This is a genomic window from Pseudomonas sp. Y24-6 (genome assembly GCF_020295325.1).
Taxonomy (GTDB): domain Bacteria; phylum Pseudomonadota; class Gammaproteobacteria; order Pseudomonadales; family Pseudomonadaceae; genus Aquipseudomonas; species Aquipseudomonas gregormendelii.
This window is the reverse complement of sequence record NZ_JACBXG010000009.1, coordinates 251,952-269,620: the sequence shown is the minus strand read 5'-3', so window position 1 is coordinate 269,620 and position 17,669 is coordinate 251,952. Positions and strand designations below refer to the sequence as shown.

Annotated in this window: 14 protein-coding genes and 1 pseudogene; 9 read left to right on the top strand and 6 right to left on the bottom strand. The window is 62.1% G+C overall.

Annotated features, from left to right (window positions below; genetic code table 11):
- Positions 1–99 precede the first annotated feature (99 nt).
- The 6 genes from HYI44_RS19045 to HYI44_RS19020 all read right to left on the bottom strand — a co-directional run bounded on the left by HYI44_RS19045 (position 100) and on the right by HYI44_RS19020 (position 6,827).
- Entirely contained in the window at positions 100–927 is an 828-nt protein-coding gene (locus tag HYI44_RS19045; protein ID WP_122837651.1) for an ABC transporter permease, read from the bottom strand.
- Positions 917–1,864: an ABC transporter permease gene (locus HYI44_RS19040; protein WP_225570193.1), complete on the bottom strand. Its 948-nt coding sequence runs from the start codon at positions 1,862–1,864 to the stop codon at positions 917–919. The genes HYI44_RS19045 and HYI44_RS19040 overlap by 11 nt, the downstream gene beginning before the upstream one ends.
- Before the next feature lies 1 nt (position 1,865).
- Positions 1,866–2,903 (bottom strand): ABC transporter ATP-binding protein, encoded by a 1,038-nt coding sequence (locus HYI44_RS19035; RefSeq protein WP_122837653.1) that lies wholly within the window; start codon positions 2,901–2,903, stop codon positions 1,866–1,868.
- Positions 2,904–3,081: 178 nt separating this feature from the next.
- Positions 3,082–4,233, bottom strand: a complete 1,152-nt coding sequence (gene ydcS / locus HYI44_RS19030; RefSeq protein WP_045060779.1) for a putative ABC transporter substrate-binding protein YdcS — start codon at positions 4,231–4,233, stop codon at positions 3,082–3,084.
- An 89-nt stretch (positions 4,234–4,322) separates the two neighbouring features.
- Positions 4,323–5,780 carry a gamma-aminobutyraldehyde dehydrogenase gene (locus tag HYI44_RS19025; protein WP_122837654.1) on the bottom strand — a complete coding sequence of 486 codons (1,458 nt, stop codon included), beginning with the start codon at positions 5,778–5,780 and terminating at the stop codon, positions 4,323–4,325.
- A gap of 132 nt (positions 5,781–5,912) precedes the next feature.
- Positions 5,913–6,827, bottom strand: coding sequence for a LysR family transcriptional regulator (locus tag HYI44_RS19020; protein ID WP_225570192.1), 915 nt, complete (start codon positions 6,825–6,827; stop codon positions 5,913–5,915).
- Between the two features lie 184 nt (positions 6,828–7,011).
- Between HYI44_RS19020 and HYI44_RS19015 the strand changes: the two genes are divergently transcribed.
- The 9 genes and pseudogenes from HYI44_RS19015 (at position 7,012) to prfB (ending at position 17,587) form a co-directional block, all read left to right on the top strand.
- Positions 7,012–7,734, top strand: a complete 723-nt coding sequence (locus HYI44_RS19015) for a tellurite resistance TerB family protein (protein WP_122837655.1) — start codon at positions 7,012–7,014, stop codon at positions 7,732–7,734.
- Positions 7,735–7,877: 143 nt separating this feature from the next.
- Complete coding sequence (locus tag HYI44_RS19010; protein ID WP_225570201.1) at positions 7,878–9,500, top strand: methyl-accepting chemotaxis protein; 1,623 nt, start codon at positions 7,878–7,880, stop codon at positions 9,498–9,500.
- Entirely contained in the window at positions 9,500–10,036 is a 537-nt protein-coding gene (locus HYI44_RS19005) for a chemotaxis protein CheW (protein ID WP_225570191.1), read from the top strand. The genes HYI44_RS19010 and HYI44_RS19005 overlap by 1 nt, the downstream gene beginning before the upstream one ends.
- Entirely contained in the window at positions 10,033–11,304 is a 1,272-nt protein-coding gene (locus HYI44_RS19000) for a CheR family methyltransferase (RefSeq protein ID WP_225570190.1), read from the top strand. The genes HYI44_RS19005 and HYI44_RS19000 overlap by 4 nt, the downstream gene beginning before the upstream one ends.
- Positions 11,301–12,003: pseudogene (locus tag HYI44_RS18995) on the top strand (chemotaxis protein CheW). The gene HYI44_RS19000 and the pseudogene HYI44_RS18995 overlap by 4 nt, the downstream one beginning before the upstream one ends.
- Entirely contained in the window at positions 12,000–14,297 is a 2,298-nt protein-coding gene (locus HYI44_RS18990) for a hybrid sensor histidine kinase/response regulator (protein ID WP_225570189.1), read from the top strand. Before HYI44_RS18995 ends, HYI44_RS18990 begins: the two are co-directional and overlap by 4 nt.
- Complete coding sequence (locus HYI44_RS18985; protein ID WP_122837660.1) at positions 14,294–15,304, top strand: chemotaxis response regulator protein-glutamate methylesterase; 1,011 nt, start codon at positions 14,294–14,296, stop codon at positions 15,302–15,304. The genes HYI44_RS18990 and HYI44_RS18985 overlap by 4 nt, the downstream gene beginning before the upstream one ends.
- Before the next feature lie 48 nt (positions 15,305–15,352).
- Positions 15,353–16,354, top strand: coding sequence for a response regulator (locus tag HYI44_RS18980; RefSeq protein ID WP_225570188.1), 1,002 nt, complete (start codon positions 15,353–15,355; stop codon positions 16,352–16,354).
- A gap of 137 nt (positions 16,355–16,491) precedes the next feature.
- Positions 16,492–17,587, top strand: a protein-coding gene (gene prfB, locus HYI44_RS18975; protein WP_122837662.1) for a peptide chain release factor 2 whose coding sequence is annotated in 2 segments (ribosomal slippage) — positions 16,492–16,563 and positions 16,565–17,587 — 1,095 coding nt in all. Because the reading frame shifts where the segments join, the coding sequence is not laid out codon by codon here.
- The last annotated feature ends 82 nt before the right edge of the window (positions 17,588–17,669 follow it).

Here is a 17,669-nt window from a genome sequence, read left to right as displayed (position 1 = left end):
GACGTCAACGATGACGAGGGCTGCCTGAATGCACGCGGCGCCCTCAGGTTCATCGCGAGCAAGCTCGCTCCTACAGGGATTGTTGTGTCAGTCCTGGAACTATTTCCCGCCACTGCCCGCAACGCTTTCGCCGCCGCGAGTCAGGTAATAGGCGCCGAGGATCGGCAGCATGGTCACCATCATCACCAGCATCGCGACGACGTTGGTCACCGGCACATCCCGTGGGCGGCTGAGCTGGTTGAGCAGCCACAGCGGCAAGGTGCGTTCGTGGCCAGCGGTAAAGGTGGTCACGATGATTTCGTCGAACGACAAGGCAAACGCGAGCATGCCGCCAGCCAGCAATGCCGAGCCCAGGTTCGGCAGGACGATGTAGCGGAAGGTTTGCCAGCCATCGGCGCCGAGGTCCATCGAGGCTTCGATCAGGCTGTGGGAGGTACGGCGCAAGCGGGCGATGACGTTGTTGTAGACGATCACCACGCAGAAGGTCGCGTGGCCGACGATGATGGTGAACATCCCCGGCTCGATCCCCAGCGTCTTGAACGTCGCCAGCAAGGCAATCCCGGTGATGATTCCCGGCAATGCGATCGGCAGGATCAGCATCAGCGAGATGCCTTGCTTGCCGAAGAAATCCCGCCGGTACAGCGCTGCGGATGCCAGGGTGCCGAGCACCATCGCAATCAACGTCGCAATGGAGGCAATCTGCAGCGACAGCTTGATCGCTTCCAGCACGTCAGGGCGCGAGAACGCCACGCCGATCCACTTCAGGGTGAAGCCCTTGGGCGGAAAACTAAACGCCGCGTCTTCGGTGTTGAAGGCGTAGAGGAAGATGATCAGGATCGGGAAGTGCAGGAAAACCAACCCGCCCCAGGCTGCGATTCTCAAGCCTAATGAAGCTTTCTCCCCCTGCTTGTCTGAATTAGAGTGCATCGAAGGCCCCCAGGCGTTTGACGATAGACAGGTAAATGGCGATCAGCACGATCGGTACCAGGGTGAAGGCGGCGGCCATCGGCATGTTGCCGATCGCCCCTTGCTGGGCGTAGACCATGCTGCCGACGAAGTACCCAGGCGGCCCCACCAGCTGCGGCACGATGAAGTCGCCCAGGGTCAGGGAGAAGGTGAAGATCGAGCCGGCGGCAATGCCCGGGACCGACAACGGCAGAATCACCTGCATGAACGTCTGGCGCGGCTTGGCCCCGAGGTCGGCGGAGGCTTGCAGCAGCGAAGGCGGCAGGCGTTCCAGAGAAGCCTGGATCGGCAGGATCATGAACGGCAGCCAGATGTAGACGAACACCATGAAGCGGCCCAGGTGCGAGGTCGACAAGGTGCTGCCGCCGACGCCGGGAATACCCAGCACGAACTGCAGCACCGGCTCCACTCCCAGGTGCTGGACGAACCATTGCGCCACTCCGCCCTTGGCTAGCAACAGCGTCCAGGCGTAGGCCTTGACGATATAGCTGGCCCACATCGGCATCATCACCGCGATGTAGAAAAACGCCTTGGTCTTGCCCGTGGTGTAGCGCGCCATGTAATAGGCGATCGGGAAGGCCACGACGGCGCTGGCAATCGACACCACGATGGCCATGCCCAGGGTGCGCAGGATGATGTCGAAGTTCGACGGCTGGAACAGCGCAGCGAAGTTCGCCAGGGTGAGGTCGGGGGTGACCGCCATGGTGAAGTCGTCGAAGGTGTAGAAGCCTTGCCACAGCAGGGTCAGCAACGAGCCGAGGTAAATCGCGCCGAACCAGATCAGCGGCGGCACCAGCAACATCGACAGGTACAGGTTGGGTCGGCGGTACAGCAGGTTGGCAAACTTGCGCAACGGCGAGCCACCCGACGGGGTTTGGGAGATAGCCAAGGTGTTCATCTCACACCCCGCCGACTGCATGGTCTTGCAGCGGGATCATTGCTTCCCGGGCCCAGCGGGCGATGATTCGCTGGCCGGTCTGGTGTTGGGCGCTGGTGTCCAGCCATTGGTTGTTGGCCTGGCTGATATTCAGGGTCTGGCCGTTTTCCAGCTTCAGTTCGTAACGCGTGGCGCTGCCCTGATATTGAATGTCGTGGAGCAGGCCGCTGACTTCGATTTCGTGGCTGGCCAGCGGCCCTTCGGCGAAACGCACGTGTTCCGGGCGAATGGAAAATGGTTGTGGATGGCCGCTCAACTGTTGCGCCAGATCGCCGCGAATCACGTTCGAGGTGCCGACAAACTCGGCAACGAAAGTGGTCGCCGGCTTCATGTACAGGTTGCGCGGGGTGTCGACCTGTTCGATGCGTCCCTTGTTGAACACCGCAACACGGTCGGACATCGACAGGGCTTCGGTCTGGTCATGGGTGACGAAGATGAACGTAATGCCGAGTTGGCGTTGCAGCTTCTTCAGCTCGCTTTGCATTTGCTCGCGTAACTTCAGGTCGAGGGCACCCAGGGGTTCGTCGAGCAGCAACACTCGAGGGCGATTGACCAAGGCGCGCGCCAGGGCCACGCGCTGGCGCTGGCCGCCAGACAGTTGCACCGGCTTGCGTTCGCCATAGCCGCCGAGGGCGACCATGTCGAGGGCTTCTTCAGCACGTTTGAGGCGCTCGGCCTTGCCCACGCCTTTGACCTTGAGGCCGTAGGCGACGTTCTCGCGCACGTTCATGTGGGGGAACAGCGCGTAGTCCTGGAATACGGTGTTGACGTCACGTTGATACGGCGGCAGCCCGGCGGCTTCTTCGCCATGAATACGGATGGAGCCTGCGCTCGGTTGTTCGAAACCGGCGATCAGGCGCAGACAGGTGGTTTTGCCCGAGCCGGAAGGGCCCAGCATGGAGAAGAACTCGCCGTCCTGGATGTCGATGGAAACCCGGTCTACGGCTTTCACTTCGCCGAATAGACGGGAAACGTTGGTGAACTGGACTGCAAGCGTCATGGTGCGGTGCTCCGAAAAGGCGCGCTTTCTATAAAAATTGAATCGGTGGTGTTATCGAAAAGATCGTCCGAACGCGGCCCGAGCCTGCGGCAGCTCCTGCACGATTTGCAGAGGACGCAAGATTGGCGGTGCTGGAGGCTCGCGCCGCGATCGGATGATCTTTTGATCTCAAGAAGGCTTAACGACCGCCCATGATCGCAATGTAATCCTGGGTCCAGCGGCTGTACGGCACGAACTTGCCGCCTTCAGCCTGCGGGGTTTTCCAGAAAGCGATCTTCTCGAACTGGTCGAAACCGTTGGTCTTGCAACCTTCGGCGCCCAGCAGCTCGCTGCCCTGACAAGCGGCAGGTACGGCTGGCAGCGAACCGAACCAGGCGGCTACATCGCCCTGGACCTTCGGTTGCAGCGACCAGTCCATCCATTTGTAGGCGCAGTTGGGGTGCTTGGCTTCGGCATGCAACATGGTGGTGTCGGCCCAGCCCGTGGCGCCTTCTTGCGGGATGGTGGAGGCGATAGGCTGTTTTTCGTTCATCAGGCCGTTGACCTGATAGGGCCATGCACTGGACGCGACCACGCCTTCGTTCTTGAAGTCACTCATCTGCACGGTGGTGTCGTGCCAGTAGCGGTGGATCAATGGCTGCTGGGCGCGGAGCAGATCGAGCACTGCCTTGTACTGGGTTTCGGTGAGTTCGTAGGGGCTCTGGATACCGAGTTCCGGCTTGGCGGTTTTCAGGTACAGCGCCGCATCGGCGATGTAGATCGGGCCGTCATAGGCCTGCACGCGACCCTTGTTCGGCTTGCCGTCCGGCAGGTTCTGCGCGTCGAACACCACGTTCCAGCTGGTAGGCGCGGTCTTGAATACGTTGGTGTTGTACATCAATACGTTCGGGCCCCACTGATACGGGGTGCCGTAGGTCTGCTTGTTGACCACGTACCACGGCGCATCCTTGAGGCGCGGGTCGAGGCTTTTCCAGTTCGGAATCAGGTCGGTGTTGATTGGCTGCACGCGCTTGCCCACGATCAGGCGCAGCGACGCATCACCCGACGCCGTCACCAGGTCGTAACCGCCCTTGGCCATCAGGCTGACCATTTCATCGGAGGTTGCGGCGGTTTTCACATTGACCTTGCAGCCGGTTTCCTTCTCGAAACCGGTCACCCAGTCATAAGCCTTGTCGCTTTCGCCCCGTTCGATGTAGCCGGGCCAGGCCACGATATCCAGCTGGCCTTCGCCGGCACCCACGGCTTTCAGCGGTTCGGCGGCCTGGATGGAGGCACTGGCCAGCAACGCGGTGGTGATTGCACTGAGCAGTGCGGTCTTGTGCACGAACATGGGGTTTCCCTCTTCTTTAATTATGGTCGGGGCAGTTTTAACGGGGTCAAGCCAATGCCTTTACGGCTAATTGTTAGCGTAGTGCGCTTTTATAAATGCTGTCCGTGGCGGGCCATGATGTGCCGTACCACGCTGTAGTCCTGAAGCGAATCGCTGGACAGGTCCTTGCCGTAGCCCGAACGCTTCAGGCCGCCATGGGGCATTTCGCTAACCAGCATGAAATGACTGTTGATCCAGGTGCAGCCGTATTGCAGGCGTGCGGCGACCTGCATGGCCTTGTCGAGATTCTGCGTCCATACCGAAGAGGCGAGGCCGTATTCAGAGTCGTTGGCCCAATCCACCGCTTGTTCCAGCTCCTCGAAGCGGGTCACGGTCACGACCGGGCCGAATACCTCGCGCTGGACGATTTCATCGCTCTGTTTGCAGCCGGCCAGCAGGGTTGGCTGGTAATAGAAGCCGGCACCGGAATGCACGGCCGCGCCGGTGACGCGTTCGATATGCGGTTGGCCGAGGGCTCGTTCGACAAAACTGGCCACGCGATCACGTTGGCGGGTGCTGATCAGCGGCCCAATCTCGTTATCGGCATCGCGCTTGCCGGCGAAGCGCAGGCTGCTGACGGCGGCGCCGAGTTCGGCGACCAGGCGGTCGTGAATGCCGGCCTGTGCATAGATCCGGCAAGCTGCGGTGCAATCCTGCCCGGCGTTGTAGTAGCCATAGGTGCGCACACCTTCGACCACGGCCTGGATATCAGCGTCGTTGCAGACGATCACCGGTGCCTTGCCGCCGAGTTCAAGGTGTGTGCGTTTCAGGGTTTTCGAAGCGGCCTGGAGTATTTTCTGCCCGGTGACGATATCGCCGGTCAGCGACACCATGCGCACTTTGGGGTGGCTGACCAGGTGACTGCCAACGCCTTCGCCCCCTCCGCACACGATGTTGATCACGCCGCGCGGCAGGATCTCGGCCAGGGCCGGGGCCAGGGCCAGGATCGACAGCGGCGTGTGTTCGGAAGGCTTGAATACCAGGGTATTGCCGGCGGCGAGGGCCGGGGCGATTTTCCACGCGGCCATCATGATCGGGTAGTTCCAGGGCGCAATCGACGCCACGACGCCGATCGGGTCGCGTCGCACCATGCTGGTGTAGCCCGGCAGGTATTCGCCGCTGAGTTGGCCGGTCTGGCAACGCACGGCGCCAGCGAAGAAGCGGAACACATCAACCGTCGCGCTGAGGTCATCCTGGCGGGCCAGGTGCAGTGGCTTGCCGCAGTTCAGCGATTCCAGGCGGGCCAGCAGGTCGGCGTTTTTTTCGATGGCGTTGGCGATATCCAGGAGCAGCACCGAGCGCTGCTGGGGGGTGGTACGCGACCAGCTGCCAAAGGCGCGATGGGCCGCAAGGATGGCGGCTTCGACCTGTTCGGTGCTGGCTTCGGCAATGTGGGTCAGCACTTCGCCGGTAGCCGGGTTGAGAATCGGCTCGACAAAGCCTTCGCCCGCGACCAGTTCGCCGTCGATCAATAACGCGGTGAAGATCGGAGTCTGCGCGCCAGCCATTTTTCGGGTTCTCTTTTCTTGTGTGGCCATGGTGCTCCCAGCGACTGGGGCCCGGCCGTCTTATATAGATGTAACAAGACTAGTCTGAGGCCCCGAGGTCGACAAATACTAAATACTGAAGGTGGCGTTCGATTAAATAGATGGCTTGCGCCCGCCGTGGGGTTGTTCGCGGGCGACAGTCAGAAACGGGTCGACCAATGAAGGGCGGGCCGTACCGCGCCGCCAGGCCAGGCCGACGTCCAGGGTCTGGCTGAGATCGGCGATGGGACGGGCTTCAATGATGTCGCCCTCCAGCGACCATGGGCGATAAGTCATGTCCGGCTGGATCGAAACCCCCAATCCGGCGGCGACCAGGCTACGCACCGCCTCGGTCGAGGCGGTTTTCAGGGTGATCCGCGGTTGCAGGCCGGCGCTGCACCACAGGCGCTGAGCGTTACGGTCCATTTCGTCAACGTTGAGCTGGATCAGCGGCTCGCGCGCGACGTCGGCCAGGTTGATGCTGTCGTGTTCCAGCAGTGGATGCTGGGCCGGTAACCACAGGCGGTGGGGCGAATGGGTCAGGACCTCGGTCTGCAAGGCGTGGCGATCCTCAAGGTTGGAGAGAATCAAAACGCCTACATCAATCTCGCCGCTGACCAGCAGATGCTCGATATAGGGCCGCTCGTCTTCCATCACGCGCAGTTCCACGTTGGGGTAGGCGCGCTGGAATCGAGTGAGCAAATCAGCCAGGTAGTAACCGGCGACGAGGCTGGTCACGCCAATGATCAACTGCCCGGCGACCTGGTCGGTGCTCTGTTGCAGGCTGCGCTTGGCGTTGTCCACGGTTGCCAGGATCAGGTGCGCCTGGCGCAGGAACTGGTGCCCCTGATGGGTCAGCGTCATCCCCTTGGCATGGCGGTTGAATAGCCCGACGCCAATCTCCTGTTCCAGTTGCTGGATGGCCAGGGTCAGCGTTGACTGGGAAATGAACGCAGTTTGCGCGGCGGCCGAGATCGAGCCGGTTTCGGCCACTGCAATGAAATGACGGATCTGACGCAAGGTCATCATGAAGAATTACCCGGTGGGCGTTATTTTTAGATGAGCTGGAGTGTATATCTTTTTTTCTGATGGTCAGCAGGACGGTCTGTGGCAGCACGCAACATTCCGAAGCACTCTCTCTGGCGGTCTTCGGGCACTTTCGCTCTAGGCTGATGGCCTTATTTGTCCATAGACCGAATGTTTGGAGGCACACATGATTACCCGTGGCTTACTCGATCAACTGCTCAAGTCCGGGCAGGACCTGCTGCAAAACAAGGCCGGAGGTTCCCACAACAAGTCATCCAGCGGCGGGCTGGGCGGTTTGCTCGGTGGTTCCGGTAAGTCATCCGGCCTCGGTGGGTTGCTGTCCGGCGCCGGTGGTGGCGCTTTGGCAGCGGGCGCCATGGGACTGTTGATGGGGAACAAGAAGGTGCGCAAGGTTGGCGGCAAGGTTGCCATCTACGGCGGCCTCGCGGCGCTCGGTGTTATTGCCTACAAGGCTTATGGCAACTGGCAGGCGCAGCAGGGCACGGCACCGAAGCAGGAACCGCAAACCGTGGACCGGGTGCCGCCCGCCCAGGTTGAGGAACACAGCCAGGCGATCCTCAAGGCGCTGGTGGCAGCGGCCAAGGCGGATGGTCATGTCGATGAGCGCGAACGTGAGCTGATCGAAGGCGAATTCATTAAGCTCGACAACGATCAGGAATTGCAGCACTGGTTGCACGCCGAGCTCAACAAGCCGCTAGACCCCGCAGACGTTGCCCGCGCCGCCAGCACCCCGGAGATGGCGGCCGAGATGTACATCGCCAGCGTGATGCTCGTGGATGAGGAAAGCTATATGGAGAAATCCTACCTGGAAGAGCTGGCGCGCCAGCTCAAACTCGAGCCGGGTTTGAAGCTTGAACTGGAGAAACAGGTGCGCCAGGCTGTCGTGTAGGGGCTGGCTCGCTGGCGTGGTCATTTGCAGCCACGCCGCCTTCCTCATTCATCGGGATGAGAACTGGTCTGCATCTGTCTTATAAATGAAACAGCGCCCTCAGCTATACTCGGCAGCATTTGATATGGCCCCGAGGAATGACTGTGAAGAACTGGACGTTGCGCCAACGCATTTTGGCGAGCTTTGCGGTAATCATCGCCATCATGCTGCTGATGGTCATCGTCTCCTATTCCCGTCTGCTCAAGATCGAGGAAAGTGAGGCCAGCGTTCGTGAAGATGCGTTGCCCGGGGTGTATTACAGCTCGATGATCCGCGGCGCCTGGTCCGACAGTTACCTGCAGATCCAGCACATGCTCGGACTCAGGGAGGGGCAGGGTGTCAGTGCTGCGGACGAAGCCGAGTTCAATGCCTTCGAAGCCCGTTTGCTGGAGCAGATGAGCAACTACCGCGGCACTGTCACCACGGATGAGGACAAGGTCGAGTTCGCCACCTTCGAAAAACTGCACCAGGACTACAAGAACACCCTGGCTGCGGTGCTCGACTTGCACAAGCGCAATCAGGAAGTCGAAGCGATCCGCATGTTCGACGAGCAATTGACCCCGGCCTGGAAAGCCGGGCGGGTCAAGCTCAATGACATCATTCGCCAGAACAAGGCCGTGGCCGACCAGGACATCATTGCCATCGATAACGCGGTACTCACGGCCAAGATCATCATGGGCATCTCCCTGCTGATCGCGGTGCTGGCCGCCGGCCTGTGCGGCCTGCTGTTGATGCGCGCCATCATGGCGCCGATGAACCGCATCGTGAACATCCTCGAAATTATGCGCACCGGTGACCTCAGCGGCCGTCTCAACCTGGATCGCAAGGATGAGTTTGGCGCCGTCGAAACCGGCTTCAACGACATGATGACCGAACTCACTGCGCTGGTGTCGCAAGCCCAGCGCTCGTCGGTACAGGTGACGACTTCGGTAACCGAGATCGCCGCCACGTCCAAGCAGCAGCAGGCCACGGCCACCGAAACAGCGGCCACCACCACCGAGATCGGCGCGACTTCCCGGGAAATCGCCGCGACCTCGCGGGACCTGGTGCGCACCATGACTGAAGTCTCCTCCGCCGCCGACCAGGCCTCGGTGGCGGCGGGTTCTGGCCAGCAAGGCCTGGCGCGTATGGAAGACACCATGCATTCGGTGATGGGGGCTGCCGACCTGGTCAACGCCAAGCTGGCGATCCTCAATGAGAAAGCCGGCAACATCAACCAGGTGGTGGTGACCATCGTCAAGGTGGCCGACCAGACCAACCTGCTGTCGCTCAACGCCGCCATCGAAGCGGAAAAAGCCGGGGAATACGGCCGCGGGTTTGCCGTGGTTGCCACCGAAGTCCGGCGCCTGGCGGACCAGACTGCCGTGGCCACTTACGACATCGAGCAAATGGTGCGCGAGATCCAGTCGGCGGTGTCGGCGGGTGTCATGGGCATGGACAAGTTCTCCGAGGAAGTGCGCCGCGGCATGTCCGAGGTGCAGCAGGTCGGCGAACAGCTGTCGCAGATCATCCATCAGGTCCAGGCGCTGGCGCCTCGGGTGCTGATGGTCAACGAAGGCATGCAGGCTCAGGCCACCGGCGCGGAGCAGATCAACCATGCGCTGGTACAGCTGGGTGATGCCAGCAGCCAGACAGTCGAGTCTCTGCGCCAGGCCAGTTTCGCCATTGACGAACTGAGCCAGGTGGCTGTGGGCTTGCGTGGCGGCGTATCGCGATTCAAAGTCTGATGAGCGAACTCGCAGGCAGACGCGCCGCCGTGGCGCCGGCAAAGCAGTCCTTGTTTCTGGTGTTTCGCATCGGCGACGAGCGCTATGCCTTACAAGCGATCGACGTGGCGGAAGTACTGCCGCGCGTGCCGCTAAAGCCAATTGCCAAGGCGCCGGCCTGGGTGGCCGGAGTGTTTGCCTATCGTGGCGCGGTCGTGCCGGTGATCGATCTCAGCGCGCTGACCTTCGGCCGACCGGCACAGGCACGTACCAGTACGCGGCTGGTGCTGGTGCACTACCGTGCTGATGAGACCGCGCCGGCGCAACTGCTCGGGCTGATCCTCGAGCAGGCCACCGACACCCTGCGCTGCCATCCTTCGCAGTTCCAGCCATATGGCCTGGACAATCGCCAGGCGCCGTACCTCGGGCCTGTGCGCGAAGATGCCCAGGGTTTGCTGCAATGGATACGGATCGCCGACCTGCTGGACGACTCGGTGCGCGCGCTGCTGTTTCCGGCCCAGCCTCTGGACCCGGCGCTGCTTGAGGAGCGGTCATGAGCAGCGATCAGCGGTTTTTCGACTTCCTCAAGGAACGCATCGGCCTCGACGTGACATCGGTGGGGCCAGCCATCATCGAGCGCGCCGTGCGCCAACGCAGCACCGCCAATCATGCGCTGACCGCCGACGACTACTGGCACCGCCTTCAGGGCTCGCGGGACGAGCAGCAGGCGCTGATCGAAGCCGTGATCGTGCCTGAGACCTGGTTCTTCCGTTACCCGGAATCCTTTGCCACCCTGGCGAAGCTGGCGGCCACTCGCCTGGCGCAGATCAACAACCTGCGCGCCCTGCGGATTCTCAGCCTGCCTTGCTCAACTGGCGAGGAGCCGTACTCGATTGCCATGGCGCTGCTCGACGCCGGCCTCAAGCCGCATCAGTTCAAGGTCGAGGGCATGGATGTCAGCCCACTGTCGGTGGAGAAAGCCCGGCGCGCGGTGTATGGCAAGAATTCGTTTCGCGGCCAGGACATCGAGTTTCGCGAGCGCTATTTCACCGCTGAAAACGAGGGCTATCGCCTTGACGAGCGAGTCCTGGACCAGGTTCGGCTGCAGGTCGGCAATCTGCTCGATCCGACCCTGCTGGCCAACGAGCCTGCCTACGATTTCGTGTTCTGCCGCAACCTGCTGATCTATTTCGACCTGCCGACCCAGCAGCAGGTCTTCGAAGTGCTCAAACGCCTGACCCACGTCGACGGCGTGCTGTTCATCGGCCCCGCCGAAGGCAGTCTGCTGGGACGTTTTGGTATGCGCTCGATCGGCATCCCGCAGTCTTTTGCGTTCAGTCGCCAGGCGGCGCCCGAGCCGGTTACGGCTTTCCTGCCAACCGTCCTGCCAATCCTGCAGCCCCAGCCCCAGCCGGTGCGCCCCATGGCGCCAGCGCGTCCCCGACCCTTTGCAGCCGTGGCTCCCGCGCCGCGGGCGGTAAAAACACCGCCGCCGGACGCCGCCGCTTTGTTGGTGAACATCGCCGCGCTGGCCAACGAGGGCAAAAGCGCCGAGGCCCGCGCTGCATGCGAGAGTTACCTGCGCAGCCACGAACCGGTGGCGCAGGTGTTCTACTGGCTGGGATTGCTCAGTGACATAGCCGGCAGCGCCCTGGAGGCCCAGGGCTTCTATCGCAAGGCGTTGTACCTTGAACCGCAACATCCCGACGCGTTGATGCACCTGGCGGCCTTACTGCAATCCCAGGGCGACACGGCGGGTGCCAAACGATTGCAGGACCGCGCCGCGCGCAGCGAGCGGGCCGCTGACAGTGAGCGTAAACGATGAACGCCTCCGACACCTTGAGCGTCACTCATGCAGATGCCCAGGCCATCGACGACTGCTGGAACCGCATCGGGGTCCACGGTGACAAGTCCTGCCCGCTGCTGAGCGAGCATATACATTGCCGCAATTGTGCGGTGTATTCCGCTGCCGCTACGCGCTTGCTCGACCGTTACGCGCTTGCTCGACCGTTACGCGCTGCAGCAGGAGGATCGCGGACAGGTTTCCAGCAGCGTCGAGAGCGACGTCAAAACACGTTCGCTGCTGATGTTTCGCCTCGGCGAAGAATGGCTGGGGCTGGCCACTCGCACTCTGGTGGAGGTGGCTCCGTTGCAGGCAATTCACTCATTGCCGCATCAGCGTTCCCGGGCTTTGCTGGGCGTGGCGAATGTACGCGGCGCGCTGGTGGCGTGCCTGTCGCTGGTGGAGTTGCTCGGGCTCGACGCTGCCGCTGTTGCTGTCCCCGGCGCGCGCACCATGCCGCGCATGTTGATCATCGCCGCGCACGGTGGGCCGGTGGTGGTGCAGGTGGACGAAGTGGACGGCATCCATGCCATCGACGAGCGGGTCCTGGAAGCGGCGTCCCGTTCCGGCACCCAGGCCAGCAGCAAATACACCCATGGCGTCTTGCAGTTCAAGGGCCGCAGCCTGCGTTGGCTGGATGAAGAACAATTGCTGTCTGCGGTGACCCGGAGCCTGACATGACCCCCGAACAGATGCGCGATGCCTCGCTGCTGGAACTGTTCAGCCTGGAGGCCGAAGCCCAGACCCAGGTACTCAGCACTGGCCTGCTGGCACTTGAACGCGACCCGACCCAGGCCGATCACCTGGAGTCGTGCATGCGCGCCGCCCACTCGCTCAAGGGCGCGGCGCGGATCGTCGGCGTTGATGCCGGGGTCAGCGTGGCGCACGTGATGGAAGACTGCCTGGTCAGCGCCCAGGAGGGCCGCCTGTACTTGCGCCCCGAGCACATCGACGCCTTGCTGCAAGGCACTGACCTGTTGATGCGCATCGCCACGCCCGATAACGCACCGGGCATTGCGGACATTGAAGCTTATGTTGCACTGATGGGGCTGTTGCTCGATCCCATGGCGCTCGCGGCCCCGATCAGTACGCCCATTGCGCCGTTCATGGCCGAGCCGGAACCCGTAGCGCTGGCGCCGGTGATTGAGGTGCCGGTTCCGGTGATCGAGCCACTGCCTGTTGCTCCCGCTGACCCCCCGGTGAAAAACCGCCGCACCACCGATACTGGCGAGCGGGTCCTGCGGGTCACGGCGGAACGCTTGAACAGCCTGCTCGACCTGTCGAGCAAGTCCCTGGTGGAAACCCTGCGCCTGAAGCCGCACCTGGCCACCATGCAACGCCTCAAGCGCGTGCAGGGCAACGGCTTGCGCGCCCTGGAAAATCTCAATGCGCTTCTCAAGGATCAGACCTTGAGCCTGGAAGCCCAGGAAGCCCTCGACGATGCTCGCCGGCTCCTGGCCGAATCCCAGCAACTGCTGGTGGGGAAAAACGCCGAACTGGACGAGTTTGCCTGGCAGGCCAGCCAGCGCGCCCAGGTGTTGTACGACACCGCGCTGGCCTGTCGCATGCGCCCGTTCGCTGATGTACTGGCCGGACAGGCGCGGATGGTCCGCGACCTTGGCCGCAGCCTGGGCAAACAGGTGCGTCTGGAGATCGAAGGGGAGAAGACCCAGGTCGACCGTGATGTGCTGGAAAAGCTCGAAGCGCCGCTGACGCACCTGTTGCGCAACGCTGTGGACCATGGCATCGAAACCCCCGAGCAGCGCGTGCTGGCGGGTAAGCCCGCTGAAGGTTTGATCCGCCTGCGCGCCTCCCACCAGGCCGGCCTGCTGGTGCTGGAACTCAGCGATGACGGTAACGGCGTCGACCTGGAGAAAGTCCGGCGCAGCATCATCGAGCGCCATCTGTCCCCGGCCGAGACCGCCGCGCAGTTGAGCGAAGAGGAGCTGCTGACGTTCCTGTTCCTGCCGGGCTTCAGCCTGCGCGACAAGGTTACCGAAGTCTCCGGTCGCGGTGTCGGGCTGGACGCGGTGCAGCACATGGTCCGCCAGTTACACGGCGCGGTGGTGCTGGAGCAGACGGCGGGCGAGGGCAGTCACTTCCATCTTGAAGTGCCGCTGACGTTGTCCGTGGTGCGTAGCCTGGTGGTGGAAGTCGGTGACGAGGCGTATGCCTTTCCGCTGGCGCACATCGAGCGCATGTGCGACCTCGAACCCGCGGATATCGTCCAGGTCGAGGGTCGCCAGCACTTCTGGTACGAAGGCCGGCACGTCGGCCTGGTGGCGGCCAGCCAACTGTTGCAGCGCCCGGCCAGCCAGGGCGGCCAGGAGACGCTAAAGGTCGTTGTGATCCGTGAGCGCGATGCCATTTATGGGGTGGCCGTGGAGCGGTTCATCGGCGAACGGACGCTGGTAGTCTTGCCGCTGGATGAACGTCTGGGGAAAGTGCAGGATATTTCCGCCGGAGCCCTGCTCGATGACGGTTCGGTAGTACTGATCGTCGACGTCGAAGACATGCTGCGATCCGTGGACAAACTGCTCAATACCGGGCGCCTGGAGCGGATCGCGCGCCAGGGTAATCAGGTCGTGGAGGCCGCTCGCAAGCGTATCCTGGTGGTCGACGACTCCCTGACCGTGCGCGAATTGCAGCGCAAGTTGTTGCTCAATCGTGGTTACGATGTCGCCGTCGCGGTCGATGGCATGGATGGCTGGAATGCCCTGCGCTCGGAGGATTTCGATCTGCTGATTACTGACATTGACATGCCGCGCATGGACGGCATCGAGCTGGTGTCTTTGTTGCGGCGCGACAACCGCCTGCAATCGCTGCCGGTGATGGTGGTTTCCTACAAGGATCGCGAAGAGGATCGCCGACGTGGACTGGACGCTGGCGCCGACTATTATCTAGCCAAAGCCAGTTTTCATGACGATGCCCTGCTTGATGCAGTGGTTGAGCTCATCGGAGGAGCACGGGCATGAAAATCGCAATCGTCAACGACATGCCCATGGCGGTAGAGGCCCTGCGCCGCGCCGTGGCCTTCGATCCGGCGCACCAGGTGATCTGGGTCGCCGGCAATGGCGCCGAGGCCGTGCAGCGCTGTGCCGAGCAGACGCCTGACCTGATCCTGATGGACCTGATCATGCCGGTCATGGATGGCGTCGAGGCCACTCGCCGGATCATGGCCGAGACTCCCTGCGCCATCGTGATCGTCACCGTCGACCGCCAGCAGAATGTGCATCGGGTGTTCGAGGCCATGGGGCACGGCGCGCTTGACGTCGTCGACACCCCGGCGCTCGGGGCCGGCAACGCCCAGGAGGCCGCTGCGCCTTTGCTGCGCAAGATCATGAACATCGGCTGGCTGATTGGCGACAAGGGCAACCGCGAGCGCCCGGCCCCCAACACGTTGCGCACCTCCGGGTCGCGCCAGCGGCTGATCGCCATAGGTTCTTCCGCTGGCGGGCCCGCGGCGCTGGAAGTGCTGCTCAAGGGCCTGCCGCGGGATTTTTCGGCGGCCATCGTGCTGGTCCAGCATGTCGACCAGGTGTTCGCCGCCGGTATGGCCGAGTGGCTCAGCAGTGCCAGCGGCCTCAACGTGCGCCTGGCCCAGGAAGGCGAGCCACCGCAAAGCGGCACAGTGCTGTTGGCCGGCACCAACCATCATATTCGCTTGTTGAAGAACGGCACCCTGGCGTATACCGCCGAACCGGTCAACGAGATCTATCGGCCCTCGATCGATGTGTTTTTCGAAAGCGTGGCCAGTTACTGGAATGGCGATGCGGTCGGGGTTTTGCTTACAGGCATGGGGCGCGATGGCGCACAGGGGCTTAAACTCATGCGTCAGCAGGGCTACCTGACGATTGCGCAGGACCAGCAAAGCAGTGCGGTGTACGGCATGCCCAAGGCGGCTGCGGCCATCGACGCGGCGGTGGAAATCCGTTCGCTGGAAAAGATAGCGCCCCGATTGCTGGAGATTTTCACCAAATGAAGACCTTCATCCGCATTCCGGGCCCAGGCAGTACTCAGGTGATCGCACATGAATGATTTACAGCTCGACGACTTCAAGACCGATGAAAACGCCGCCATGGTGTTGCTGGTGGACGATCAGGCGATGATCGGCGAGGCAGTGCGACGCGGCTTGTCGCACGAAGAAAACATCGACTTCCACTTTTGTGCCGACCCGCACCAGGCCATTGCCCAGGCGATGCGCATCAAGCCTACCGTCATCCTGCAGGACCTGGTGATGCCCGGCCTCGATGGCCTGAGCCTGGTGCGTGAATACCGCAATCACCCGGCGACCAAGGACATTCCGATCATCGTCCTGTCGACCAAGGAAGACCCGTTGATCAAGAGCGCGGCGTTTGCCGCCGGTGCCAATGATTATCTGGTCAAGCTGCCGGACAACATCGAGCTGGTGGCGCGCATTCGTTACCACTCGCGGTCCTACAAGACCCTGCTGCAACGGGACGCGGCTTATCGGGCCTTGCGCGTGAGCCAGCAGCAGTTGCTCGACACCAATCTGGTGCTGCAACGCCTGATGAACTCCGATGGCCTGACGGGGCTTTCCAACCGCCGGCATTTCGATGAGTACCTGGAGCTGGAATGGAGAAGGTCGGTGCGTGACCAGACTCAGTTGTCGTTGCTGATGATCGACGTCGACTACTTCAAATCCTACAACGACAACTTCGGCCACCTCGAAGGTGACGAGGCCCTGCGCAAGGTCGCCCTGGCGATCCGCGATGCAAGCTCCCGGCCGTCCGACCTGCCGGCCCGCTACGGTGGCGAGGAATTTGCCCTGGTGCTGCCCAACACCTCACCCGGCGGCGCCCGGCTGGTCGCGGAAAAACTGCGCCAGACCGTTGCGGCCCTGAAAATCCCGCACATTGCACCGGCCGAAGGCTCCAGCCTGACCATCAGCATCGGCTTGTCGACGATCACGCCGGAGCACGGCAGCGACTGCCGGCAGCTGATCCTGGCGGCGGACAAGGGGCTGTACCAGGCCAAGCACAATGGGCGCAATCAGGTGGGTATCTCGTAATGTGGGACCAAGCCCGCTCCCACGGGGACAAGCAGGGCAAATCATTCACCCCTAAAGCCGCCAGGCGGGCTGCCGTGACAGCCTGATTACGGTATACTCGCCGGCTTTCAAAAGTTCGCCAACGAGTGCTGCCCGCCATGGAAATCAACCCGATCCTTAACAGCATCAAGGACCTGTCCGAGCGCTCCGAAACTATTCGGGGGTATCTTTGACTACGATCAAAAGCATGAGCGTCTGACCGAAGTCAATCGCGAGCTTGAAGATCCGAGTGTCTGGAACAACCCTGCCTACGCCCAGGAACTGGGGCGCGAGCGCTCCCTGCTGGCGCAGATCGTAGAAACCCTCGATGAGATGCACTCGGGCCTGGCTGATGCCAAGGACCTGCTGTTGATGTCCGCCGAGGAGGAAGACCAGGCCGCCGTCGATGACGTTGCCGCCGAAGTCGAACGCCTGCGCGAGTCCCTGGAAAAACTCGAATTCCGCCGCATGTTCAGCGGTGAGATGGATGCCAACAACGCCTACCTGGACATCCAGGCCGGCTCGGGTGGTACCGAGGCCCAGGACTGGGCCAACATCCTGCTGCGCATGTACCTGCGTTGGGCTGACAAACGCGGTTTCGACGCGACCATCATGGAGCTGTCCGCCGGTGAAGTCGCCGGGATCAAGGGCGCAACCGTGCATATCAAGGGCGAATACGCCTTTGGCTGGCTGCGTACCGAAATCGGCGTGCATCGTCTGGTGCGCAAGAGTCCTTTCGACTCCGGCAACCGTCGCCACACCTCGTTCTCGGCCGTTTTCGTTTCGCCGGAAATCGATGACAACATCGAAATCGACATCAACCCGTCGGACCTGCGCATCGATACCTACCGCTCCTCCGGTGCCGGTGGTCAGCACGTAAACACCACCGACTCGGCCGTACGTATTACCCACGTACCGTCCAACACCGTGGTCAGCTGCCAGAACGAACGTTCCCAGCATGCGAACAAAGACACCGCGATGAAAATGCTGCGGGCGCGCTTGTACGAGCAGGAAGTGCAGAAACGCAACGCTGCCTCGCAAGCCCTGGAAGACACCAAGTCGGACATCGGCTGGGGTCACCAGATTCGCTCCTACGTTCTGGATGCGTCGCGAATCAAGGATTTGCGCACTAACATCGAACGCAGCGACTGCGACAAGGTGCTCGACGGCGACATCGACGAATACCTGGTAGCGAGCCTGAAACAAGGCCTGTAACACGTGCAATACGGGATCGCCTGAAAAAACGCGGCTCCTCTGGGAGCGGCGGTGCGGCGATCCGACTTGCCCGCGATCCCCA